The organism is Halosolutus amylolyticus (assembly GCF_023566055.1).
In the GTDB taxonomy this organism is placed as follows: domain Archaea; phylum Halobacteriota; class Halobacteria; order Halobacteriales; family Natrialbaceae; genus Halosolutus; species Halosolutus amylolyticus.
In genome coordinates, this window is the sequence record NZ_JALIQP010000002.1 from 1,042,974 (window position 1) to 1,067,113 (window position 24,140).

Below are 24,140 nucleotides of genomic sequence, written 5' to 3' on the forward strand. Positions count from 1 at the left end.
GGGGGTCGTTGCAGTCAGTTGACGTCTGAAACCGAGCCAATCGCACCCTCAGAACCGATCGAGCGAGAACATCCCGATCGGGTGGTCGGTCTCGCCCTCGAGCGCGAGGTCGGCCATGATCTCGCCGATCACGCTGGCGAATTTGAAGCCGTGGCCGGAGAAACCGGCGGCGACGGCGACCTGCGGGTGGTCGGGAAGCGTGTCGAGGACGAAGTGGTCATCGGGCGTGTTCGTAAAGAGACAGGTCTTCAGGCGCATCGTCGGCCCCGCGCCGTCGGGGAAGTACGTCTCCGCGAACTCCCGCAGCAATCGCTCGTCCGCCTGCGTCGGTTCGCGCTCGAATGCGTCGGGGTCGACCGTCTCCTCGCGGTGGTGATAGCGGCCGAACTTGAATCCCGGGACGCCGTGAACCGGGAACCCGTAGAAGCGCCCCTCCGGAACCTGCAGGTTCCAGACCGGGAACCGATCGGGCGCGAACCGATCGGGCTCGCGGGGCTGGAGCCAGGCGAGCACCTGTCGCTCGGGAACGGCGATCCCGTCGAGCGCGTCGACGAACCGCGCCGCCCACGCCCCCGCGGTGATCACGAGCCTGTCGGCCTCGTACTCGTCGTGATCCGTCTCGACGCGAACGCCGTCGGCGGTCGGCCGCCAGTCGACGACGCGCTCGCGAGCCCGGATCGTCGCCCCGGCGCGGTGGGCGCGCTCGACGTGGGCGACGATACACTGCTCGGGGACGAGAAAGCCCCCATCGGGCTGGTAGATCGCCTCGTAGTCCTCAGGTAGCCCGTACCCGGGATAGCGATCCGAGAGTTCGGCACTCGAGAGGTGCTCGTACTCCAGGTCGTGTTCCTCACAGGACCGCTTCGAACCCTCGACGAGCGGGTCGCCGGCCGGCCCGGCGTCGATCGACCCGGTCCGGTACAGCAACTGGCGATCGTGGTCGGCCTCGAGATCCGTCCACAGGTCGTCCGCCCGCCGGAGCAGGGGCACGTAGTCGGCTCCCTCGTAGTAGGCGAGCCGAATGATCCGGGTGATGCCGTGCGAGGACCCGTAGCCGTGGGGCACGTCGTAGCGTTCGAGGCCGAGGACGTCCGCGCCGCGATCGGCGAGGTGGGCGACCGTCGCGCTCCCCATCCCGCCGACGCCGACGACGATGGCGTCGTACCGATCGGTCATGGGAAGCGGTGCAACGGCGAGGACGAAAACAGTTAACACTCGCACGGACTACTGGAAGCCAGTTCCGGAACAACCGCGGTCGCCCTTGCGGTTGCATCGGCAACTCGGTACAGCAACCGTATCAGTCGTCGACGTCGTCGCTGCGTTCGCGAAGGTGCCGTTTCTGCCGGCGCTCGGTCACGTGATCGACGCCGTCGGCCAGTTCGTCCCTGACGTCGGTCTCGAAGGCGTCGACCTGTTCGAGGAACTCCGTCGAGAACTCCTCGACGAGTTCGAACGTCCACTGGTCGCTGATCGCACCTGACGGGAGGTGATCGTCGCGAAGCTCGTCGGCCCACTCGTCGTGGCCGGCCTCGCGAAGGTGCTCCTCGGCGTCGCTCATCCGGTCCATCGCGTGGCCGAGCTGGTGGTGGAACTCGAGCAGGCTCCCGTAGGCGCGGTAGACGTACTCCAGGCCGAGTTGCATGTCGTGGAGCGCGTCCCGTTCGGCGTCGGTCAGCTCGAGGTCGTCGGGATCTGTGGTCATCCGACCCCATCGACCACGAAGCTCTCAAAAGAGGTTTCAGGCCCGGCAACGGGTTCCGCTTCTCGAGAGCGATCGGTCACGCCGTCACTCGAGACCCGACGGCCGCCTCTGTGTCCTCCTCGTGGCGTTCCGCGCGCCGTTTGAGTTCGCGAAGCATCCGTTGCTCCATGACGAAGTGAGCCGGTTCCCAGCCGAGGTACTCGATCGCGGCCTCGAGTCGCGACGACGATTCTGGCGATCGCATCCGGACCACGAGCCGCGTCGTCCCCTCGTCGGTCTCCCGGAGCACGAAAGCCCAGGTCCACGTCGGCCCGTCGACGGGCGGCCGGAGGACGATCGCTCGTTCCGCCTCGAGGTGGACGACCTCGGGTGCGGATTCGGGCGTTTGGACCCGGTAGTCCTCGGGTGCCAGCCGGACGGTGTCGCCCTCGGCTAGCTGCTGGTACTCGGGGACGATTCGATCGACGGTGTGGATGTCCGCGCCGACCAGGTTCTCGAGCACGTCGTAGCTGTAGAACCCGCCCCGGTTCTGGCCGATCTGGACGAGCCACTGCCAGACCGCGTCGGGCGACGCGTCGATCTCGATCGCGTGTGTCACCTGATCCGCGGGCTCGGAGCAGAATTCGTCGCCGGGGAGCGCGCCGACTGCCTCCCGCGGGGTCGTCCCCCACGTGCGATGCCACGGTCGAACGCGCGTGTGGTACGCGGCGGCGACGGCGATCGAGAGGGCGGCGAAGAGCCACGATCGTCGGCGGCGCGGCCGGGCGCTCGACTGCCGATCGGACGTGCCGGGCGTCCCGTCCATCCTGTCGGTCGCGGCCGGCTGTTCCATCGCGTCCCGATCGCGGGCACGTTCCTCGGCGTCGATTCGCATCCGCTCCAGCGCCCGGCTCATCAGGTAGCCGGCGAACGGGCCAATCAGTCGCCAGTACCGCCGGAATTTCCGTCGTGACGCCGCGTCGGTCGTCGCCGTCCGTGCCTCGTAGGTGAGAAGCGTTCGCTCCGCTCCGTAGGGTCGAACCGACAGACTCACTGCGAGTTTCGCGTACCCCGACTCGTCGAACGCCGCGAACGCGTCGGGGTCGACCTCGCGCCACTCGATCGACGGTCGCCAGAACGTCCCGACGGAGCCGAAGACGAGTTCCTCGCCCGGACGCTCGCCGATCAGGAGCCACTCGTCGGACTCGCCGAGGCGAGCGATCGTCAACTCGCCGGGAAACTGTGCGGGTTCCGTCCCCCGAATCCGGTGGGCGAGTCGGGCGGGCAGATCCCGGAGGCGACCCAGCGCGCGAACGGCCGGGCCGGTGTCCATCATATCGGCTTCGAGCATCGCCGCGTAGGTCGTCTCCGGATCGGCGTCGACGACGGCGTGGCGGTGCTGGGTGACGTCGTACGCCGGAAGGTGGCGATCGATCAGGAGTGGCGGGTCGGCAGACGACGCGGCGGCATCGAATCGGGCTCCGTCGTCGGATCGAGGTCGGGTCAGCGTGTGTCCGAGCGGTCCAGGCATACCGACCGTACTACACTGGCAGGGGTCATAGAGTCGCCGTCGCCGGCCGAGCGGTCCGGTTCAGAGTAGCGTCCCGAACTCGGCCGCGAACGTCTCGACCGCGTCCCAGTCGGTGTACTCGTGATCCCGCGAGGTATCGGTATCACCGCCCGACTTGCGGGCGATGCGGCGCATCACGAATCGCTTGAGCAGGCCGTACTCGCTGTACTTCAGCGCTCCCGCGACCGCCAGCGTGCTGTCCGGATCCCAGCCCGTGTCTTCGAGAAACTCCTCGACGAGATCATCGGCCGCCGATCGGGCCTCGGGATCGTCCGACGCACTCGAGAGGCTGACGGAGAAGAACGCCGACGGCAGCCGGTTCAGCGTCGATCGCTGCTCCCGGACGAAGTCGGTGACGTACGCCTGGTGTGATCCCACGTGGATCGATCCGCCGACGATCACGCCGCCGTACGCCCCCGGATCGAGTCCGGTGGGCGGATGGTTCAGGTTGACGAGCGTCGCGTCGTGACCCTCGTCCCCGAGCACGTCGCCGATCCGGTCGGCGATCGTCGCCGTCTGCCCCTCGCTGGATCCGTAGGCGACGAGGACTCGGGTCACTGGCGGCCACCTCGTCCCGGGCCGCCGAATGCGAAGGTGACCGCTGGACGCGGGAGCGAACCGGATCGATCGTGTCTCATACCCACACGTTCGGGCTGGAAGACGATCAACGCACCTCCACGAAACGACGACCACGAGAAAATACGTGGGTGTTCGGGACGATCGGTTCGGATCGCCGACACAGCGGGACGCGACGGACGTGGCATCGAGGGAAGACACCGCCCGATCGAATCAGTCACGGCGACCGGGGTGGATCGGAACGCGCTCAGTCGATCCCGGTCGTCACCGTCGCGCCGAGGTCCGGCGCGCTCGCGTCGAAGCCGTCGTCACGCAGTTCCGCGGCGAATCCCTCGCACCGATCGCCGTGATCGACGAGCACCGCGGTGTCCCGGTAGGACTCGAGAAACGACAGGAGTCCCGATCGATCGGCGTGGGCGGAGAAGTCGTACTGTTCGACCTGCGCGCTGACGGGCATCACGCGGCCGTCGATTTCGGCGGTCCCGGTCTCGACGAGGTCGCGTCCGGGGGTCCCCTCGACCTGGTAGCCAGTCATGGTGATCTTGTTCATCGGATTCGCCCGAATTTCGGGAATATAGGTCATGGCGGGGCCACCAGACAGCATTCCGCTAGTGGTGATGATCGCTGCCTTCTGTTCAGTAATCCGCTTTCGCTGACCGTTACGTCCGGTGACGAACCGGGCGTGGGATTTCGCTCGCCGGAACGCATCCGCGTCGCGGAGGAACTCGGGATCCTGCTGAAGCATCTCGGTTACTCGCTTCCCCATCCCGTCGACGTAACAGGGGATGTCGTAGGCGTCACAGATGAGCATCATCTCCTGCGTTCGTCCGATCGCGAACGCGGGGACGACGACCGTGCCGCCCTCCCAGAGCGTCGTCTCGACGCTCTCGGCGAATCGTCCCTCCACCACGGATCGGTCCTCGTGCTCGACGTCGGAGTAGGTGCTCTCGCAAATGACGACGTCAGCCTCGGGTCGCGCAGTCGTCCCTGAAACCAGACGCTGGTCGTCAGTGTGGAAGTCTCCCGTGTAGAGCAGCCGCGTATCCCCGTCGTCGACGAGCACGTGGGCGCTTCCCGGAATGTGTCCCGCGTTGTAGAACGTCACCTCGTGGCCGGCCGCCGCGAACGTCTCGCGGTAGCCGTGGGTTTCGGAGACCTGCGTGACGCGCCTGAGGTCGGTCTCGGTGAACGGGCAGTTGTACGTGCCGCCGTGCAGTTTGAGCGTGTCCCGTGCGAGCGTCAGGGTCAACTCGTACGTGGGCGGCGTCCAGTGAATCGGCGGGCGTGAGTCGCCGGAGAGCAACGCAGGGACCGTTCCGACGTGATCCAGGTGGCCGTGCGAGATGACGACCGCATCGGGATCCGGCGTCTCGATCGGGAACTGCGGGGGATTGTCCGTCAGCATCCCGAAATCGAGGAGGAGAGCGTCGTTCACCAGAACGGCGCTCCGCCCGATCTCGCGAGCGCCGCCGAGAAACTGAACGTCCATTGTCGGCGATAGCTCCCGGACCCGTTTTTCTTCGTCGGTTTGCGTCGATGGATGCCGACGCGCCGATCGACCCTCGAAACGGCGACGATCGGGAGCGTCCGGCCAGCCGAATCGCCGCTTCGAAACTACCGCCCTCTGACTGGGGACCACCTCCCCCTGACGGGGGCTTCGTCGTCGACGTTCCGTAAGCAAGCCACACACCCTTCGTCCGTCGTCGCGTAGTCGTCCCGACGAGGAGAGTTCATGGACGAACACGGGGACGGGAATTCGCCCGACCGGCACGCGAGTCACGACGGGCACGACGACCCCGCGGGCGATCGGGGATCGACCCCCGACGAGGGGGACGAACCGCGCGTCGAACAGTCGATGCTGGAGGAAGAGGCCGACGTCGCCGACGAGGGCGAACGCGAGGTCGGCGAGCAGTACGGCCACGAGCATCACGGTGGTGGAGACCACGACGGACGCGGCGAGGGTCACGAAGATCACGGTGGTGGCCACGACGGACACGGCCGGATGCACGAGGGCCACGAACAGCTGTTCCGCCGGCGATTTTTCGTCTCGACCCTGCTCTCGATCCCCGTCCTGCTGTACAGCGAGACGCTCCAGGCGTGGCTCGGCTTCTCGGTCCCGCCGTTCCCGGGTAGCGAGTGGATCAACCCGGTCTTCGCGGTGATCGTCTTCGCCTACGGTGGCGTCCCGTTCCTTCGCATGGCCGTTCCCGAACTGCGCGATCGGTCACCGGGGATGATGACGCTCATCTCGATGGCGATCACCGTCGCGTTCGTCTACAGCCTGGCGAGCGTCGTCTTGCCGACCGAATCGGCGTTCTTCTGGGAACTCGTGACGCTGATCGACGTCATGTTGCTGGGCCACTGGATCGAGATGCGATCGGTCCGCAGAGCCTCCAGCGCGCTCGACGAACTCGCGGAACTCCTCCCGGACACCGCAGAGCGCATCACCGACGACGGTGACACCGAGGAAGTTCCCGTGAGCGACCTGAACGAGGGCGATCGCGTGCTCGTCCGGCCCGGGGCGAGCGTTCCCGCCGACGGCGTCGTCGAGGAGGGGGACTCCGACGTCAACGAGTCGATGATCACCGGCGAGTCGAAACCGGTATCGAAGGAGCCGGGCGACGAGGTGATCGGCGGGACCATCAACAGCGACGGGAGCCTCCGCGTACGGATCAGCGCGACGGGGGAGGAAACGACGCTGGCGGGAATCATGCGCCTCGTCGAGGAGGCACAGGAGAGCAAGTCCCAGACCCAGATGCTCGCCGATAGAGCGGCTGGATGGCTCTTCTACGTCGCGCTCGCTGCGGCGATCGTGACCGCGATCGCGTGGACCGTCGCCGTCTCGTTCGACGCCACGGTCATCGAACGGGTCGTGACCGTGCTGGTGATCGCCTGTCCGCACGCGCTCGGCCTCGCCATCCCGCTGGTCGTCGCGATCAATACGTCGCTCGCGGCGCGAAACGGGATGCTGATCCGCGATCGGATCGCGATGGAAGAGGCCCGCGACCTCGATACGATCGTGTTCGACAAGACGGGGACGCTCACGAAGGGCGAACAGGGCGTCGTCGACGTCGAAACGGTCGGCAACGTCGACGCGGAGGAGGCGCTCGCGCTCGCTGCGACCGTCGAGGGCGATTCGGAACACATGATCGCACAGGCAGTTCGCGACGCCGCCGCCGAGCGGGGCGTCACGACGAGAACGGCGACGAACTTCGAGGCGCTCAAGGGCCGGGGCGTGCGTGCGACCGTCGACGGCGACACAGTGTACGTCGGCGGTCCGAACCTCCTGTCGCACCTGGACGCCGACGTCCCGTCCGCGTTGGCGTCGTTCGCAGAGCGGGCCGGTGAAAACGCGCAGACGGTCGTGTATCTCGTTCGCGAGCCCTCGAATGGGCGAGCGGGAGCGACGCGACACGCGAGCCGCGAGGGCGAACTCGTCGCCGCGTTCGCGCTCGCCGACGTCGTCCGCGAGGAGAGTTACCAGGTCGTCGACGCGCTCCACGAACTCGGAATCGAGGTGGCCATGCTGACCGGCGACTCCGAAGACGTGGCCCACGCCGTCGCCGACGATCTCGGGATCGACACGGTCTTCGCGGAGGTACTGCCCGAGGACAAGGACGAGAAGGTATCCGAACTCCAGGAGGAGGGCAAGTCCGTCGCGATGGTCGGCGACGGCGTAAACGACGCGCCCGCACTGACCCGCGCCGACATCGGCATCGCGATCGGGTCCGGAACCGACGTCGCCGTCCAGTCGGCGGACATCATCCTCGTCCAGAACAACCCGCTGGACGTCGTTCGCCTGGTGAAACTGAGCAGGGCCAGTTATCGGAAGATGCAGGAGAATCTCGTCTGGGCCGCCGGCTACAACGTGTTCGCGCTACCGCTCGCGGCGGGGATCCTCGCGCCGATCGGCATCCTGCTCTCGCCCGCCGTCGGCGCCCTGCTGATGTCGCTCAGCACGGTGATCGTCGCGATCAACGCCCAGTTCCTCCGCCGGGTCGATCTCGACCTCCCGAGTCTGTCGGGGGTATCCGCACCGCAGAAACCACAGCCAGCGGACTAACGAAGTTACGTCGGGAATTGAGACGCGCTCCCGACCCGGTTCGTTCGGGCGGGGTTCCACCTCGGTCGCGACCGAAAGCGGACGAACCATTGGATCGAAAGCAGGCAGATGATTGGCGCCGAGGACGAGTACATCGCCGTGAACCGGTCGCGGAACGCGAACGCGGGTGGCGAACGCAGACCACGGCGGACGAACGATACCGCAGAAACGCCCGGACGGTACTGACCCGATACGCAGTATGAACGTCTGGTATCTCCTTCTCGGCGTCGTTCTGCTCGGCGGTGTTACCGTCGACCTCCTCTGGACGACGCTCTGGATCTCGGAAGGTGCCGGCCCACTGACGTCCCTGCTGATGGCGTGGACGTGGCGGGCGCTACGGACGGTCGGGCCTGAGAATAATCGACTTCTCAGTCTCTCGGGACCGCTAATTCTCGCGCTCGGCCTCTCGACGTGGATCGTCCTCCTCTGGAGCGGCTGGACGCTCGTCTTTGCCAGTGCCGAGCACGTCCTCGTGGATACGCTTCGCCGGGGGCCGATCACGTGGACCGATCGGGTCTACTTCACGGGGTACGCGATATTCACGCTGGGAAACGGCGATTTCGCTCCGCGAGAGGGGTCGTGGCAGGTACTGACCGTCCTCGCGTCCGCGAGCGGGCTGCTCTTCATCACGTTGAGTATCACGTACATGCTGTCGCTCCTCGACGCCGTCACGCAGAAGCGTTCGTTCGCCAGTACCGTGCGCACACTGGGCCCGTCGAGCGAGGAGATCCTTCGAACGAGCTGGGACGAGGACGGATTTCGCGGACTCGATCTGCCACTGAACGCGATCACGACGCAGCTCAACACCCTCACGACGAACCACAAGGCGTACCCGATCCTCCACTATTTCTACAGCCAACAACCGAACGAGGCGGCGGTACTCGGGATCGTGATTCTGGACGAACTGCTGACGCTCCTCCGGTGTGGCGTCCCGGAAGCGGTCCGCCCCGACGCGATTCTCGTTCGGAGCGCTCGGACGAGCGTACAGAACTATCTCCGAACGCTCCAGCACACGTTCGTCGAACCCGCAGATCGGACGCCACCGCCGCCCGACCTCGGGCGTCTCCGTGAGGGAAACGTTCCGACGGTCTCCGACGACGAGTTCGCCTCGTCCCTCGACGAACTGAGCGATCGGCGACGAGTACTGCTCGGCCTCGTCGACTCCGACGAGCGTGACTGGCCCTCTCCAGACGAGTCGGATGACACCATTGCGTGAGGAGTGCGGTAACTCCCGGCGGCGAGTTCGACGCGGGACCGCATCGGCGTCGCCCTCGAGCGCGCAGTTACACCGTGTCGTCGGGATCACGTTCGGCCGCCATTCGTGCGGCTTCGTCGGCGTACCGGTTCTGCACGGCCGTCTCGTCGACGGGTTCGAGGTCGTCTTCGGAGACGTCTTTCGCGGCAGTCACCGTGTCCATGTCGACGACCTGCGATGCGAGTTCCTTCCGAAAGAATCGATCGCCCTCCGGGGTCGCGTACTTGAGAACGATGAGGTTGCGATTGTTGTACCCGCGCTCGACGAGCCACACACGGACGTCGTCAGACTCCGGTGACATGGCTGAACGAACGAGATCCGCGAGTGTATTCGTTGGCCTTGACGCCGATTGATAATGAAAGCCGAAATACTCGCGGGTGCAGCGACGGTCACGGTACCGCGAGCAGATCGAAGCCGTGATCCTCGCTTCCCGGGCCGGGCGGGTACCGTCAGTGATCGTCCTCGTGATCGCCGTGGCCGCTTTCGCCACCGTTCCGAACCTGTTCGTTCAGTCCACGGATCTTCTCGTGGGAACCGTCAGGCAGTTCGGACTGCGGCGCAGCCATGCCGGGCTGGTCATCGAGGTGAGGATCGCCGACGACGACGCTCCCGAGCATTCCCCCGTTCTCGTGTGGGCTACAGAAGTAGTCGTAGACCCCCGCAGTTTCGAACGTGTGTTCGAAGGTCGCGCCCGCTTCGGTGAGCGTTCCGCTGTCCCACGCGTCTGCGTCGTCGGGAATCCGCCGGGGCCTGTCGTTCGTCGGCGCGTAGGCGGTCGTCGTGTGAGAACCCCTCTCTAGGACCCACGAGACCGTCTCGCCTGGCTCGATTCGGACGACGTGCGGTTCGAAGTGAGTCCCGGAGTCGTTGGTCACCATCGTCACCTCGGACCCGCTCGCGGATGTGCTTTCGTGGTCGCTCTCCTCCCCCGACTGGGTGTCCTCCTCACCGCTCCGGTCGTCGGATTCGTCGCTGGAGCCATCGGTGCTCCCGTCCTGACTGGTGTCGGTCTCTGGACCGTCGTTATCGGTCAGACAACCGGCAAGACCGCCCACGATCGTTCCGCTAGCTACACCGAGTACGCGCCGTCGGGATGACTGATCACTCATCGTGGTCGCCAGACTGTCGAAACGCCCGCTACGAGTTCCTTATTTGGAGTATAATGTCAGCAGACGTGTTCGTACTCTCGGCGGACCGTCCAACCGAGTGCCCTGCCGTGAGAGGACGTCAGATTCCACTCTCGGAAGCGTATTCCCACGAGTCCGTATAGGAGTCGTAGAGCCGCCGGATCATTCCGCCGTCGGAGAGGAGTCTGGCCGCGATCGTCGGCCGTCTCACGACGCGCCGAATCACCGTTGCAGGTCGCCGTGTAATGTCGTCGATCGTCAGCCCGTCGAGGGCCTCTGCGACGGCTGCCAGCAACTCGGGATTTTCGTGTTCGACCCACGCACCACGCATCAGGTGGGCGAGCCGGTACTCCGACTGCATCAGTTCGTGCAGTGCTCGTGGATACGCCGACTCGTTCCCAGCCCTGATCAGGTCGGTGAGGAGAGACGCCGATCTGATCCCCTGGCAGATTCCCTCCCCCTGATACCGATTGGCGATTCCGGCCGCATCACCGACGAGAAACACGTTCTCCTCGGGATAGTACGCGCTGGCAGGGTCGAGGCTCGGACCTTTCGGGATCGTGTAGATGTTGACGCGGTCCCGGTCCGGTATCGGGAAGCCGTTCCGCTCGGCAGCAGCCTCGAGCGCGGCGACATAATCGTCCGGACGCTGGTCACCCGCCCACCCGATTCCGACGTTCGCGTGACGCTCGGACTTCGGGAACGCCCAGGCGTAGCCGACGTAGCCCTCGAAAAAGATGCGCGGCCGGTTCACGTACGCCGAGAAGTCGCCCTCGACCGTCGCATTGAGAGCGACCATATCACCCGTGTAGTCTCGCGTTTTCCCCTTCGATTTGAGCGTCAGGGAGGGCTGGCCCGACGCGTCGACGACGTAGTCGTACGTCTCCACGATGTCCGCGTACTCGTCCGGCGAGACCGATCGTCCGGTGCGGAATTCGACGCCCCGGGAGGCGAGGCGATCCGCCCACTGTCGTTCGACCACGTCTCGCTCACAGATGTAGCCGGGGTCACAGCGCAGGTTCGACGTCGCCAGCGGGGGCGCTTCTGGCGGGCGATCGGTGCCGGTATAGATCCGGAGCTGGAACCCGTCGACGTCGTTGACGAATCCGTTCTCGGGCGTCTTTTCGAGTGGTACCAGCGTTGCATCGTTTATCGCCTCGCCACAATCGACCCGCTTCTCGTCGTACTCCTGGCGTTCGTAGACGGTCACGCTAGCGATCGCTGGTAACTGGTTCAGGCCCGTCGCCGCGGCGAGCCCGGACACGGAGCCGCCGATAACTGCTGCTGTGGACTGACTCTCGTTCATCGCTGTTTGCGTCCTCGATCGAACCATCTCCGTGCAGAGTAATGAGAATGGTCGACAGCCTGTCGGGATCGATGCGCATCTACGCGGCCCCGGCCACCGGTCGTCCGGAGTCAGGCAGCGGCTACCGGTCCCGGAGTCGCGTCCGATCGGACTCGTGGCCGTTCGAGGAATCGCGGTCCAGCCGTGGCGCCGACTCCTCCGTCTCGAGCAACAGGTCGAGTTGCCGTTCGAACTCGTCGTCGTCGATCTCGCCCGCGACGTACCGCTCCCGGAGTCGTGCTTCGGGGTCTCGATCGGCCGTCTCGGTTCCCGTGTGAGGGGCCGCGATCGTCGACTCGGCTCGCTCGTCTCCGTCGTCGCGGACGAGCGACCACAGGCCGACGAGTGCCAGCAGGACGACCCCGAGAACGACGAGAGTCACGACGAGCGAGACGACGGTCGCCACGACGCTCATGGCGAGGCCGACGATCGTCGCGATCGCGGACAGGACGAGGATCGCGAGCACGAGCACGCCGACCCCCTTGAGGACGGTGGTCGTGAACCGGCTCATACGCTGGTGTAGCACGGTCAGGTTCAAAAACCACACCCCAGGGAGGCGATCGGACCCGGCCCCGGATCGGGATCAGGAGGTCCCGTCCGATCGGACCGGCGTGCCGTTCGAACGCTCGGAGCGGAACTCGGCGAGTCCGATGAGATAGACGTCGAGCAGGCAGACGACCAGGACGGCAAGCGGGAAGGCGACGTCGGTGTAGCTCACGGCATCGAACTGCAACGCCGAAATGACGAACGGAGCGCCCGGTTCGAGCGCACTCGAGAGTGTCCGCGCACTGAGGAACGCGAGCGCAAGGACGTAGCTGCCGAACCAGGCACCCCCTCGCTTCCACTGGCCGAGATAACAGTGCCCGAGGCCGGCGACGAGTACCGTCAGCAGGTACGCCGGCCAGAGCGGACGGATCGAGTCACTCATCGACTCCACGTTCGTCGTCCAGCACAATCCCTGTTACTCTCGAGAGCGCCACCGGACGCTGTCGAACCGGGGTCGTCCCCACCCGCTACGGACGGTACCGCCGGATCCCGAACCGGCCGTAGCCACCGTACGCGAGCTCCAGCGAGCCGATCCACCAGTTCCAGCGCTCCGGCGGGCCCCCGTCCGGGGCGTCGGCCAGTTCGTCGACGACGACGTCGTTCGTGAGAGCGACGCCCACGTCCTCGCGGTACTGCCCGGAGTCCGCGAGGTCGACGGCCTGCCGAACGACGACGCGGGACTGGCCCATCGTCCCGCCGAACTCGTCGCGCAGACGAAGCTCCAGTCGCCCCGGATCGAGGGTCATACCTCCAGGAAGGGGTCGTGCGGCCTAAATCCCACTGCCCGGCTCGTCGCCGGTCCGCCCGTGGCCGTCGGATGGAGCGATCGAGTCGGATCCTGGACTATCGATCGGTCCGACGACACCGCGACGAGAGCGATCGACGGGCCCCGAACGCGGACCGACGGCCGCGTCGGGACCTGGCGTGGCCCGTGTTTCGATGTGTTTTTGGGTACCGACCGTTTTCTCCCGTGCATGGCAAGTTTCACTGTCGTCGTCGGCGACCCCGATTCCGGGTCGTCCTACCAACTCGAGGCGGAGGAACAGGACGCGAACCGGTTCATCGGCAAGTCGATCGGCGAGGAAGTCGACGGCGGAGCGGTCGGACTCGACGGCTACACGCTCGAGATCACGGGCGGCTCTGACGAGGCCGGCCGACCACTCACTCCCGAGGTCGCCGGAGCGAACCTGAAGGAAGTCATGATGAAAGAGCGCAAGACGGGCTACCACCCCAACCGTGACGGCGAGCGCCGCCGGATCACGGTTCGCGGTCGCGAGATCTCCGACGCCGTCGCACAGATCAACGCCTCGATCGTCGATCGCGGGAGCACCGAGGTCGACGAGTTGCTGGGCGGCGACGACGAGTAACGTCCAACCGGGTTCTCTTTCACCACACATGGCAGACCGCGTTTCGAGCGACCATCCGTCAGTGCGAACGATTCGAGCGACGTGTGCGGAGACGCCCTCCGGCCGCCGTCTGGAGATCCCGTCGGACGAGCGCGACGCGTTCCCGACCGACGAGGTCGTCCGCATCGTCCTCGACGGCGACGAACTGTTCGCTCGCGTCGAGCGGGCGCTCACGGGAGACGACCTGTCGATCCCCGGCGTCTACGAGACGCCGGACGGGGCACGCGATCCCGGCGGCGGTTCCGATCGGCTGTCGGCGTGGATCGACGACCACGACGTCACGGCGGGTGGCTCGATCCTCGTCGACATCGTCGAACCAGAGTTCCTCTACGGCCTCCGTGGACCGGGCGAGTCGGTCTACTACGACGCACGCGAACCGCCGAGCGATAGCCTGTCGTCGATCGCAAAGGACATCGAGGAGTAGCGAGACGGCGATCGGGTCAGCCACGCTTGACACCCGTGAGCGCCGGCTGGTCTGCTCCGTCGATCCGCTGGAGACGGCGGGTGCTCGTCGGGATCGAACGCGACGAAACCCGTTCTTCGACCGGATCAGAGCCGGGGCAAGAACGCGTACAGCAAGAGACCGAAGGCCAGGTGCTGGACCATCGTTCGCTCGACGGTCGTCCGGACGTTCGCCTCGTCCGCTATCGAGTACTCCTTGGTTCGCACTTTGGCGTGCATCGACAGGACGTCCTCTTCCTCGAGCCTGTGGAGGCTCGGGTAGACGGTTCCCGGACTGAGCTGGGCACCGAAGAGGTGGGTCAGGTCCGAGAGCAGCTCCTTGCCGTGGGTCTCCTCGTGCAGTGTGATCAGCATCAGGAGGATCTCGTCCAGGTTCTCCTTGATGATGGCCTCGTCGAACTGGACCTCGTCGGTCGGGAGCGCACTGTTGACCTGCTCCATCAGTTCGTCGAGTTCGCGTTCGACGTCTCTGGTCGTCTCCTCGGTCGTTCCGAGGGAAATATCGTACGATTCCGACTGTGTGTCCGCAGTCGCCGCCCTCGACAGTTCGTCGAGCACGGACTCGGTATCGGATGTGTCCTCACGCATTGACGATCACCGGTTGGGGGGTTCGCGACTGACACCGCCTCACGCAGCCGTCGATCACGCACAGTCGACGACCAGTTGCCACGCGGTCCCACTCACGACTACTGATTCACTGGAACTGATACATATTAAACGACAGGGAACCGACCGAAATACAGCGTAATAAATCAACTATCGTTACTTACACAAAAATTGTCCTGTTCCGGCGTTACGTGAGAGCTGACAGTAAATAAATATTGGGGTTGAATAACGACACCATATGCCGGCATTATACGACTATATTCATTATTCTATCCACATCAAGTGTCCTTTGAAAAGTATTGTGGCCACGTGCCAGATATTTGGTCAGTGCGGCGACGGCCCGTCCCGAATGATGCTCACCATCTCGTCCGTCCCGTCCGATTCGTCTTCCTCGTCGATCTGTCGTTCGACTCGGCGTTCGGCCATCCTGGCGATCATGACGTGTTCCTCCAGGTCGTCGCCCCTGATCCGGGCGATGTACTCGAGGCTCTGTGCGTGTGCGCTAAAGAGCGTCCCGCTCAAGGACTCGAGCGGATAGTCGAGCGTCGTGGGTTCGTCGTACCGTTTGTTGTGGATCTCGCCGAGGGAGAGTCCGCGCAGGTACGAGGTCATCTGTTCGCGAACGAGCGGACTGATCCAGTCGAGGTCCTCGTAGTAGCGAAGACAGTTCAGCGCACCCGTCGTCCCGAACGTCTCGCCGAGAAAGCGAGCCCACTGGATCGTCGCGTCGGTTCGTCCGGCCGTCTGTTCGAGCGTGTCGAGATAGGGCTTCGTGTCTGGCATGAGTGGACGCCGGCTGGTCCGGTCTAGTACCTGTCACTGCTCCGGCCACCAAGAAGGCTCGCGTCATTACGAACCGTGAGTCGTCTTCTCCGGGCCGCGGAACGACCCGAAGCCGGCGTCACTAGACGCTGATGACGAAGTCGACGACGTACTGTGTGACCACGGCGACGGTAGCCCCGAGCCAGGTCAGGAACACGAAGTGAACCAGGCTACTGATCATGTGCCCGCGATCGGTGAGCCGGATCATAATCGAGGAGAGCATCGCGTTGATGAGAATCGTGATGATCAGCAGGTACTCGATCGCCTGGAGGTTGTACTGTTCGGTGCTCAGGAACTGGCTTCCCATTCCCGCGTTGGCCTGATCGAAGTCCATCTCTGCCGTCACGGTCATCATGACGTCGACGATCTCGAGACCGATGAAGAACGCGAAGACCGAGGACGCCGTGATGCCGTAGAGGACACCGATCAGCGTCGTCGTCGCCTGCTGGCGTTTCTCGCGGACCTTGAGCACCTCGTTCTGGTTCTTGCTGATGACCTGCCCGAGCACTTTCGGATCGCCGCCCATCTGCCGGCCGACGACGTACATGTCGCCGAACTTCTGGATGAGGTACGATCCCGTCTCGGCGGCGAACAGGCGCCACGATCGGACGTTGTCGATCCGCATGTTGAGCCGTCTGTAGAGGAAGTCGACGTTCTCGGTCAGGGCCCCGAAGTCCTTCCGGCGCAGGCTCTCGAGAACGCTTCCCGTCGACGTCTGTTTGACGCTCTCGACGGAGCCGAGTGCGCGGATAAAACTCGGAAACTCGCTGTCGCGAACCTTGACCCGCTTCTCTTCCTGGCGCATCCGCCAGCCCGGGAGCAACAGCGGAGTGACCGGAATCGCAGCGAGGACCGGCAGCGGAACGCGATCGGGCGCGATCGGCAGGAAGCCGAGCAGGACGAGCAAGACGGCGACCCCGAGCACGAGGCTCGTCCCACAGCCGATCGCCAGCGCTCGCGGGATCCGCGAGAGCGGCCCGGGGCCCGCGGTCTCTTCGATGTACCAGAGCGGATCGTACGGCGAGACGACGTGGATCGCGTAGACGAACCCCGCCTGGGCGATCGCGAACAGGACGATCGTCCCGCCGATCAACAGCGTCGGACTGGTCCCGATCAGGATCGGCAGGACGATCGCGAACACGAGCACGAACGCCACCGACAGCATCATCGACATGTACAGTTCCTTCATCACGTCGAGTTTCGCCAGGTCGGACTCGTAACGGGTGACGAACTGCTGGATGATCGTGTCCTGTTCGTCCATCAGGAACTCGTCGATCTGCTGGCCGCCGCCGACGGTGTACGCGAGGCGCTCGAGGAAGTCCGACAGGAGCGGACTCGTCGACTGTCTGGCCCGCATTCGGCAGGCGTCGTCCAGGCTCTGGTTCCAGGTGTCGACCATCGCCACGAGGTGCCCCATCTCCTCGGCCAGCGCGTCGTACTCGTCTTCTTCCGCCAGCGTCCGAAAGATCTCGACCCGGTTGATGTTCGTCATCGAGAGCACCGTGATGTGGGTCAGAAAGAGGTGGAATCGCTGGCGGACCTGCTTTCGCTTGCGATCCTGCGCGAGTTTCGGGTAGATGACGGCGATGACGATCGCCAGGAGCCCCAGCAGCACGGCCGGGCCGACGACCATCAACGGGAGTCCCAGCGCGATCGGAATCGCGATCGCCGCGAAGAAGAACCCGATCGACGGGGCGATCACGAGCAAGAGATAGCGCCCGACGGGCATCTCCATGTTCGCGTACGCCCTGGCGAGCGCTTTCAGTACCGATCGGGCGCTCGTGTCGGGCGCGGACTGGGACTGTGTCGACATGGTCAGGCGAACTGGTCGAGACCGCGGATCTGGATCGGGAGACCCTGCAGCCCGTCGCGCTGGAAGTCGGCGATCGCCCTGTTGACCTCGTGGTACCCCAGCACGTCGGCGTCGATGAGCTGGCGGATGATCTCCGCCCGGCGATCGAGTTCGTCGTAGATCTCCCGGGTGTCCTGGTAGCCGAGCAGGGTCGCGATCTGCTCTTCGAGGACGTAGGAGTTGTTCCGGCCGGTGAAGACGACCTCGTCGTCTCGCGGGTCCCACTTGAACGCCTGCCGGGTGACGACGCCGCCCTCGTAGTCGGAGTAGCCCTCGATCTCCTGGACCGAGGTCACCCGACGGAGGACGTCGTCACCCTGCTTGACCCGGTTCTGGAACAGCGCAACGTCGCAGTTGTCCATGAACGTCTCCGGAACGTTGATCGGGTTCCCCGTAAAGCGCTGGATCATCGAGACGATGTCGCTGGCGTGGAACGTCAACATCACGGGGTGGCCCGTCTGGGCCGCCTGGAACGCCATCTGTCCCTCTTCCCCGCGAACCTCGCCCACGATGATGTAGTCCGGGCGCGATCGGAGCGCCGCCGCGACCAGGTCGAACATGTCGACGTCGGCGCTCTCGTCGCCCGAGCCCTCGCGCGTCAGGAGTTGTTGCCAGGTGTCGTGCGGCGGCACGACCTCCGCGGTGTCCTCCGCGGTGTAGATCTTCGCGTCCCGCGGGATGAACGACAGCGCGGCGTTCAGCGTTGTCGTCTTCCCCGAGGCCGTCTCTCCGACGACGAACACCGTCTGCTCGTTCTCGAGACACAGCCAGAGGTAGGCCGCGAGTTCGGGGCTCAGGGTCCCCCACTTCGTGATCTGGAACACCGACAGCGGGATCTCCTCGCCCTGACGGATCGTCAGCGACGGCCCCTGCACGGAGACGTCGTCGGAGTAGATGATGTTGATACGCGAGCCGTCGGGTAACGTCGCGTCGATCACCGGGTCCGAGTCGCTCACCGGGTGGTTCATCCGCTCGCCCATGTTGCGCAGCCACTGTTCGAACTCCTCCGGCGTCCCGAAGTCGACCGTCGCCGCGATCATCCCGTAGGTGCCGTGATCGAGGTAACACTGCTTGGGACCGATTACGTGGATGTCCTCGTTGGCCGTATCGGTCATCACGGGTTCCAGCGGTCCCAGCCCGACGATGTCCCGCTGCAGCTGGTAGCGGAGCCGATCGAACTGGTCCCGGGACAGCGAAATTCTGGACGTGCCGAACGACTTCAGGCGACCGATCGACTGCCCCGTAATGCCAGAGGTGACCTCGACGACCTCGTCCAGCAGTTCGTCGAGGTGCTCCTCGAACTCCTCGCTGTTGCCGGGCGCGGGCCGGGTGACGCTCTTGTCCAGGATGCGCTGGCGGATCCTGTTGTACAGTTGTTTGTCCTGATCTTCGAGCGTCGGTTCGACGCAGTAGTAGGTGGTGCTGATCCCGAGATCACCGTGCACGTGACAGAAGATGGGCGATTCGGCCTCGTAGATGACGTTCGGCCGATCGGATTCCCACTCGCTCGAGGGTTCGTCGATGAGCTTCGGGTACTCGTTGTGCTCCTCGTAGAACCACTCGAGGTGTTCGTCGAGGTGTGGGTGCTCGTCCGCCAGTGCCGCGAGATCGTTCTCGAGGGAGGAAGTGCCGAAGTCAGACATTCAGGCCACCGTCCTGCTCACGATCGAGACGCCGCGTCCCTGCTGGACGCTGAACCCGATCGAGTCGTCGACCGGGGTCTTCATGTTCTGGAAGCGCCGCACGAGGATGTTCCGCCTGATTTCCTGGCCGACCTGGCTCGTTTCGAGCTGGAAGTAGACGTCGGCGACGTTGCGAAGCGGGCGCAACGCGTCGTCGCGGACGCTCGTTGGGTCGACCGTCAGGACGACCGTCTTGTCCTGCATCGTTACCTGCCGCAGGAAGGTGACGAGCCGCTGGATGACGTGATCCCCGTCCTCGTCGGAGACGGCCTCGTAGTTGGGGTCGTTCCGCAGGAGTGCAGAGAGCGTGTCGACGAAGACCGCGTCCGCGTTCCAGAGGGTCTCGGCCCCCGCAAAGCGTGCCAGCAGCTGGCGTTTGGCCCCCTCGTTGTGCGTGTCGACGTCCGCGTGCAGGAACAGCAGCTGTTCCCCCAGGAGCAGGTCGACCACGTCGTAGGACAGCGAGTGCATCTGCTGGACGAACTCCCACGACTCCAGTTCCGTGGAGATGTAGGCGACGTACGCGTCCTCGGTGGCCATCCCGTAGGAGAACCGCTGGCTGAGGGCGCTCTTGCCCGCGCCGTCCTCGCCCTCGATGAGGACGATACTCCCCTCGGGAAGGCCGCCGCCGATAGCGTTGTTCACGCGATCCCGTCCGCTCAGTCCGATTGATAGGTACTCCGTCATGGGACGTAGAATTCGAACACCTCCCTGTCGCCGTTCGCGTCGATGACGATCCGGTGTGCGCCGATTTCCAGCGCTCGATCGATCTCGAGTTCGGCGACCACGCCGCGTCGCCACGGGTCGTTGCCGCCGCCGACCGGGACCGTCGTCGTCAGTACGTCGGTCGCGACGTACTCGCCGTCGAGCAGGATATCGAGGTCGGATCCGTCACCGGCAAGTGTCTTCTGGCCGGTGTTTTTCACCAGGAGCGTGACGTTCTCGTCGCCGCTCGCGTTGTACACCGCGTCGCTCCCCGGATCGCTGATGATCTCGACGTCGGTGTCGATCTTGTCGGCGACGTCACCGCTGTAGGCGTCGATCGAGTTGCTGATGTCGTTGACGTTCGTCACCAGCACGCCCGCGACGCTGGCGGCCACGAGCATCGCCGCGATGAACAGGATCAGACTCGAGATGGATTCACTCGCCACGCGTCACACCTCCTCGATTTCGGTCACCGTCGCCGCGATCCCGTGCTCGGTAACGAGTTTGACCCGCGCGGGTTCGTCCGCGACGCTCTCGACCTCGATCGTCAGCCGTTCGCCGGGTTGCCACAGGTCGCGGTCCGCGGTCCCGTCGATCGTGGCGGTCCAGTCGTCGGTCGATCGGTAGACGCCGTCGATCAACAGGTCCGTCTCCGAGACCGACAGCGTCGTCGAACCGGTGTTTGTCACGTTCACGGTCAGTTCGTCCGCGGTTCCGTCGTAGGTCACGTTGCCGGCGTCGATCGCGGTGTTCCTGATCTCGAGCGCGCGATCGTCCCGGTCGTCGATCGACGCCGATCGCTCCTCGTGTGCCGTCTGGACCGCCGGGTAGGCGATCCCGACGGCGACGAGCATGCCGACGAAGACGATCGCGACCGCGCCGCTCGTGCTGAATCCCACGATCGATCACCGTCAGGGGTCGACTTCCTGTCTGGTCTCGTGGATCTCGTTCAGTTTCATGATGTACGTGTAACTGTCGGCGTGATCTTCGGCGGTCAGCTCGTCGGGTACCTGTCCCGGATCGACGTGGATATCCAGGTCCGGACCGCTGAGCACGGCCTCGAGCTGTGCTCTGACCTCCTCGTCGATCCAGCCGATCTCGGCGTAGTACGAGATCGCACGCAACGTGGCCGCGGGCCCGGCCGTCCGGACCAGGTCGGTGAGCCACTCGAAGACGATGATGTCGGTCGCGTACGTGTCCGCGAGCGTCGTGAGCGTCACGTCGCCGTCGTCGCTGGCTCCGTCGCTCTCGCCAGCCCCGTCGTCGACCGGCTCCTCGGCGTCGACGTCAGCCTCGGGACCGGGATCATCGACGCTCTCGGTCGCCTGAACCTCGACGCGGGTGTCGTCGTCCGCCTCGTCTTCGAACGCGATCGGTTCCCCGCCGTCCTGGCGGGCCGCCTGCGCTTCGGCCGCGTCTTCGATCACGCCCTTCAGGTCGTCGAACGAGACCGTCTCGTCACGTCCCGTGTCCGGCCCGTCGGATTCGAGGCCGAAGCCGGTCTCGGCGGGTTCGGTCCGGTCCTCGCCGAAGACGCCGAACCCGCCCTCCGCTTCGCCCTCGCCGGTGAATGGGTTGACGTCGTCGGTCAGCTGGTCGTAGACGCCCAGCAACTGCCGCACCGTGTCGTTCATCTCCTCGACCTGGCTCGAGACCTGCTCCTGGGAGTCCCGGAGCGCACCGAGTTCCGACTGCTTGTCCTCGAGTTCCTCCTCGAGCTCGTCGATCCGGTACTGGAGGTCTTCGCCGTCGTCGGTCCCCGATCCCCTGCCGAACAGGCCGCCGGAGCCGCCGTCGGACTCGGTCGACTCGTCCGGTTGTGCCTCCTCGTCGCCGCTTTCTGCGGCCGCCTCGGCCGCGGACACGTCCTGGGTCTGGGCGTCGGCCGTGGGCTCGGCCCCATCGTCGGCCTCCTCCCGGCGCTGTTCGCGCCGTCGGCCGCGGCGGCCGCCGCTGTTCCCGAGGAAGTCTTCGAGGAGTTCGCGGAGGTTGTCGAGTCCGAGATCCATATGCGCCTACGCAGGTACCTCCGCCTGGCACGTCAGTTCGCGTACGCCGATCGCCGCGGGCGGCGTCTCCCCGGACACACGTCGCACACTCATTGCGAATCTACTCCCCAGTAATCACACCACTCCTAAAGGTCTACTTGCCAGTTCGTCCCGCGTTTCGAGTCGTGAGTCGAGTCTCGATACGCCGGGTGAACTGATACGGACGTTGATAGTCCGACTAGGGAATATGTCGACCGGGGTGCATCCCCAGATCTGTGATGCCAACGCACTCGCCTCACTCCGGCCCTCGACGGGACGCTGCGATCGTCCCGTCGCCACGCCCACCGCGGGAGCGACGGGCCCAGCCCGTCGACCCGGAGTGTGCCGTCCATGTGGGCGGCAGTCGCTGTGGTCGGGGACCGATCCTCGATCGCGATCGAGCTGGCGGGGAGGGCACGCAGGGTGTACGCATATGATAGGGATACATACACGAGACGACGGCGATGCCGATCGCGGTCAGGTCGGGATCGGGACACTCATCGTGTTCATCGCGATGGTGCTGGTGGCTGCTATTGCAGCCGGGGTCCTGATCAATACGGCTGGCTCGTTGCAGAGTCAGGCCTCCGATACAGGTACAGAGACGCAACAGGCGGTGGCGAACCAGATCGAAGTGGTTCATGCTTACGGTGTGACGAACTACGAAGCGGGCACAACCGATGCAAGCCAGGTTGACGAAATCAATCTCGTCGTTAAGAAGTCCGCTGGCTCTGACGTCATCGACATGACGTCGTTGACTGTCCAGTACACGAGCGAAGGGACATCCGATACGCTCGAGTATGTCGATTCCAGTACCGGTGCTGGTGCAGACCAATTCGAAACCACCGGACTAGCAGAGACACCAGATGCTGGTGAATCCCTCACCGATACTAGCGACCGGATCGAATTGAATATCGTACTCGCAAACACCGGTGATACTGCGCTCCAGCCCGGTGACAGCGCGACGGTCGAACTCGTTGACCAGTCCGGTGCCAAGTTCAGCTACGGCGTGACTGTCCCAGCCACATTCAGCGACGACTCCGCAGTGGTGGAGGTCTAACAATGTTCGAACACATTCACTCCGCTGAGGATCGTGGTCAAGTTGGGATCGGGACGCTCATCGTCTTCATTGCGATGGTCCTAGTTGCGGCGATTGCGGCTGGGGTCCTGATCAACACGGCCGGTTCACTCCAGAGTCAAGCCTCTGATACCGGAACAGAAACCCAGCAAGCAGTAGCCAACCAGATTGAAGTTGTCCACGCCTATGGAGACATTGCCGAAACAGAAACTGCCGATTCATATAATGTAGTCAGTCAGATCAATCTCGTTGTTAAGAAATCTGCTGGCTCGGACGTTATCGACATGACGTCGCTAACGGTTCAGTATACTAGCAAGTCGGTCTCTGAAACGGTCGAATACGATGGCGGTGCAGGCGACGGAAGTGGATTTGCTACAGAGGGATTAGCAGATACCAATGTTGACGGAACGTCACTGACCGACACAAGTGACCGGATCGAGCTAAGTGTCGATCTCACTAGTAGTGGACCGATCACCGATACCGCTGGTCAGGCCGAGCTCGAACCGGGCAATAGTGCGACAGTTAAACTCATTGACCAGTCTGGTGCGAAGTTCAGCTACGGTGTGACCGTCCCATCGACATTCAGTGACAGTGCAAATGTCGTGGAGGTCTAACAATGTTCGAACACATTCACTCCGCTGAGGATCGCGGTCAAGTCGGGATTGGGACGCTCATCGTGTTCATCGCGATGGTGCTGGTTGCGGCGATTGCGGCCGGCGTTCTGATCAACACGGCCGGTTCGCTGCAGAGCCAAGCATCAGACACGGGTACCGAAACACAGCAAGCAGTAGCGAATCAAATCGAGGTCGTACACGCTGTTGCAGAAACCCAATCAGATGGAGATGAAGCACCTGGTACTTCTGGGACGACGAACACGACCTCGTATGACACTTCCGAGTTCGACGAACTTCAGTTGGTCGTTAAAAAGTCAGCCGGATCTGAAGTAATAGACATGACATCGCTGACTGTCCAATATACGACTGAGAGCGGTTCAACGACGCTTGCACATGATTCCGTGTATGTAGATGATGAAGTTGAAACCGAACCTCACTTCACTACGACTGCAGCAACCACGGACTCAGATCCAAACTCTCTGACAGATACCAGTGATCGAATTAACCTCATTATTCCACTGCTTGATGGAGACGGACAACCGGCCGACCTCAATCCAGGCGACAGTGCAACGGTGGAACTCATTGATCAGTCCGGTGCGAAGTTCAGCTATGGAGTGACGATGCCCGAGACGACGGCCGACGGTCAGACCGTCGTCGAAGTCTAACCACCACCCACCATCACGTGAC

General features: G+C 64.3%; 26 protein-coding genes. 7 read left to right on the forward strand and 19 right to left on the reverse strand.

The window, feature by feature from the left end:
• Window positions 1–48 precede the first annotated feature (48 nt).
• From solA to MUN73_RS11595, 5 genes are all read right to left on the reverse strand, one after another.
• Window positions 49–1,176 (reverse strand): N-methyl-L-tryptophan oxidase, encoded by a 1,128-nt coding sequence (gene solA / locus MUN73_RS11575; protein WP_250140625.1) that lies wholly within the window; start codon window positions 1,174–1,176, stop codon window positions 49–51.
• A gap of 121 nt (window positions 1,177–1,297) precedes the next feature.
• Window positions 1,298–1,702, reverse strand: a complete 405-nt coding sequence (locus tag MUN73_RS11580) for a hypothetical protein (RefSeq protein ID WP_250140626.1) — start codon at window positions 1,700–1,702, stop codon at window positions 1,298–1,300.
• Between the two features lie 76 nt (window positions 1,703–1,778).
• Window positions 1,779–3,212, reverse strand: a complete 1,434-nt coding sequence (locus MUN73_RS11585; RefSeq protein WP_250140627.1) for an SRPBCC family protein — start codon at window positions 3,210–3,212, stop codon at window positions 1,779–1,781.
• A gap of 60 nt (window positions 3,213–3,272) precedes the next feature.
• Window positions 3,273–3,809: a flavodoxin domain-containing protein gene (locus MUN73_RS11590; RefSeq protein ID WP_250140628.1), complete on the reverse strand. Its 537-nt coding sequence runs from the start codon at window positions 3,807–3,809 to the stop codon at window positions 3,273–3,275.
• Window positions 3,810–4,074: 265 nt separating this feature from the next.
• Complete coding sequence (locus MUN73_RS11595) at window positions 4,075–5,316, reverse strand: MBL fold metallo-hydrolase (RefSeq protein WP_250140629.1); 1,242 nt, start codon at window positions 5,314–5,316, stop codon at window positions 4,075–4,077.
• 243 nt (window positions 5,317–5,559) lie between these two features.
• Here MUN73_RS11595 and MUN73_RS11600 point away from each other — a divergent pair, with 243 nt between their 5' ends.
• On the forward strand, window positions 5,560–7,890 hold the full coding sequence (locus tag MUN73_RS11600; RefSeq protein ID WP_382182123.1) for a heavy metal translocating P-type ATPase: 2,331 nt from the start codon (window positions 5,560–5,562) through the stop codon (window positions 7,888–7,890).
• Between the two features lie 238 nt (window positions 7,891–8,128).
• Entirely contained in the window at window positions 8,129–9,145 is a 1,017-nt protein-coding gene (locus MUN73_RS11605) for a potassium channel family protein (protein WP_250140630.1), read from the forward strand.
• Window positions 9,146–9,212: 67 nt separating this feature from the next.
• On the opposite strand, the gene MUN73_RS11610 is transcribed toward MUN73_RS11605, so the two are convergent.
• The 6 genes from MUN73_RS11610 to MUN73_RS11635 form a co-directional block, all read right to left on the reverse strand.
• Window positions 9,213–9,485, reverse strand: coding sequence for a DUF7967 family protein (locus tag MUN73_RS11610; protein WP_250140631.1), 273 nt, complete (start codon window positions 9,483–9,485; stop codon window positions 9,213–9,215).
• A 148-nt stretch (window positions 9,486–9,633) separates the two neighbouring features.
• Window positions 9,634–10,293, reverse strand: coding sequence for a plastocyanin/azurin family copper-binding protein (locus tag MUN73_RS11615; RefSeq protein WP_250140632.1), 660 nt, complete (start codon window positions 10,291–10,293; stop codon window positions 9,634–9,636).
• 118 nt (window positions 10,294–10,411) lie between these two features.
• Window positions 10,412–11,617 (reverse strand): NAD(P)/FAD-dependent oxidoreductase, encoded by a 1,206-nt coding sequence (locus MUN73_RS11620; RefSeq protein WP_250140633.1) that lies wholly within the window; start codon window positions 11,615–11,617, stop codon window positions 10,412–10,414.
• Between the two features lie 121 nt (window positions 11,618–11,738).
• Window positions 11,739–12,167, reverse strand: a complete 429-nt coding sequence (locus MUN73_RS11625; protein ID WP_250140634.1) for an SHOCT domain-containing protein — start codon at window positions 12,165–12,167, stop codon at window positions 11,739–11,741.
• A gap of 72 nt (window positions 12,168–12,239) precedes the next feature.
• The gene (locus tag MUN73_RS11630; RefSeq protein WP_250140635.1) at window positions 12,240–12,584 is read right to left on the reverse strand and encodes a hypothetical protein; all 345 of its coding nucleotides are present in this window, start codon (window positions 12,582–12,584) and stop codon (window positions 12,240–12,242) included.
• Window positions 12,585–12,669: 85 nt separating this feature from the next.
• Window positions 12,670–12,948, reverse strand: coding sequence for a WNWW family protein (locus MUN73_RS11635; protein WP_250140636.1), 279 nt, complete (start codon window positions 12,946–12,948; stop codon window positions 12,670–12,672).
• A gap of 228 nt (window positions 12,949–13,176) precedes the next feature.
• Here MUN73_RS11635 and MUN73_RS11640 point away from each other — a divergent pair, with 228 nt between their 5' ends.
• Window positions 13,177–13,569, forward strand: coding sequence for a 30S ribosomal protein S6e (locus tag MUN73_RS11640; protein ID WP_250140637.1), 393 nt, complete (start codon window positions 13,177–13,179; stop codon window positions 13,567–13,569).
• A 28-nt stretch (window positions 13,570–13,597) separates the two neighbouring features.
• The gene (locus MUN73_RS11645; RefSeq protein WP_250140638.1) at window positions 13,598–14,032 is read left to right on the forward strand and encodes a DUF7112 family protein; all 435 of its coding nucleotides are present in this window, start codon (window positions 13,598–13,600) and stop codon (window positions 14,030–14,032) included.
• A 125-nt stretch (window positions 14,033–14,157) separates the two neighbouring features.
• On the opposite strand, the gene MUN73_RS11650 is transcribed toward MUN73_RS11645, so the two are convergent.
• The 8 genes from MUN73_RS11650 to MUN73_RS11685 form a co-directional block, all read right to left on the reverse strand.
• Window positions 14,158–14,658 carry a helix-turn-helix transcriptional regulator gene (locus MUN73_RS11650; protein WP_250140639.1) on the reverse strand — a complete coding sequence of 167 codons (501 nt, stop codon included), beginning with the start codon at window positions 14,656–14,658 and terminating at the stop codon, window positions 14,158–14,160.
• A 342-nt stretch (window positions 14,659–15,000) separates the two neighbouring features.
• Window positions 15,001–15,459, reverse strand: coding sequence for a FlaD/FlaE family flagellar protein (locus MUN73_RS11655; protein ID WP_250140640.1), 459 nt, complete (start codon window positions 15,457–15,459; stop codon window positions 15,001–15,003).
• 121 nt (window positions 15,460–15,580) lie between these two features.
• Window positions 15,581–17,311 (reverse strand): archaellar assembly protein FlaJ, encoded by a 1,731-nt coding sequence (gene flaJ / locus MUN73_RS11660; protein ID WP_250140641.1) that lies wholly within the window; start codon window positions 17,309–17,311, stop codon window positions 15,581–15,583.
• Between the two features lie 2 nt (window positions 17,312–17,313).
• Window positions 17,314–18,993 (reverse strand): type II/IV secretion system ATPase subunit, encoded by a 1,680-nt coding sequence (locus MUN73_RS11665; protein ID WP_250140642.1) that lies wholly within the window; start codon window positions 18,991–18,993, stop codon window positions 17,314–17,316.
• The gene (gene arlH / locus MUN73_RS11670) at window positions 18,994–19,719 is read right to left on the reverse strand and encodes an archaellum protein ArlH (protein WP_250140643.1); all 726 of its coding nucleotides are present in this window, start codon (window positions 19,717–19,719) and stop codon (window positions 18,994–18,996) included.
• A complete protein-coding gene (arlG, locus tag MUN73_RS11675) occupies window positions 19,716–20,183 on the reverse strand; it encodes an archaellum stator protein ArlG (RefSeq protein WP_250140644.1) in 468 nt (155 codons plus the stop codon). Before arlG ends, arlH begins: the two co-directional genes overlap by 4 nt.
• Before the next feature lie 3 nt (window positions 20,184–20,186).
• On the reverse strand, window positions 20,187–20,636 hold the full coding sequence (gene arlF, locus MUN73_RS11680; protein ID WP_250140645.1) for an archaellum stator protein ArlF: 450 nt from the start codon (window positions 20,634–20,636) through the stop codon (window positions 20,187–20,189).
• Window positions 20,637–20,648: 12 nt separating this feature from the next.
• Complete coding sequence (locus tag MUN73_RS11685) at window positions 20,649–21,746, reverse strand: FlaD/FlaE family flagellar protein (protein WP_250140646.1); 1,098 nt, start codon at window positions 21,744–21,746, stop codon at window positions 20,649–20,651.
• 451 nt (window positions 21,747–22,197) lie between these two features.
• Between MUN73_RS11685 and MUN73_RS11690 the strand changes: the two genes are divergently transcribed.
• The 3 genes from MUN73_RS11690 to MUN73_RS11700 are packed head-to-tail and all read left to right on the forward strand — an operon-like array spanning window position 22,198 to window position 24,118.
• Window positions 22,198–22,821: an archaellin/type IV pilin N-terminal domain-containing protein gene (locus tag MUN73_RS11690; protein ID WP_250140647.1), complete on the forward strand. Its 624-nt coding sequence runs from the start codon at window positions 22,198–22,200 to the stop codon at window positions 22,819–22,821.
• Window positions 22,822–22,823: 2 nt separating this feature from the next.
• Window positions 22,824–23,453: an archaellin/type IV pilin N-terminal domain-containing protein gene (locus MUN73_RS11695; RefSeq protein WP_250140648.1), complete on the forward strand. Its 630-nt coding sequence runs from the start codon at window positions 22,824–22,826 to the stop codon at window positions 23,451–23,453.
• Window positions 23,454–23,455: 2 nt separating this feature from the next.
• Window positions 23,456–24,118, forward strand: coding sequence for an archaellin/type IV pilin N-terminal domain-containing protein (locus tag MUN73_RS11700; protein WP_250140649.1), 663 nt, complete (start codon window positions 23,456–23,458; stop codon window positions 24,116–24,118).
• The last annotated feature ends 22 nt before the right edge of the window (window positions 24,119–24,140 follow it).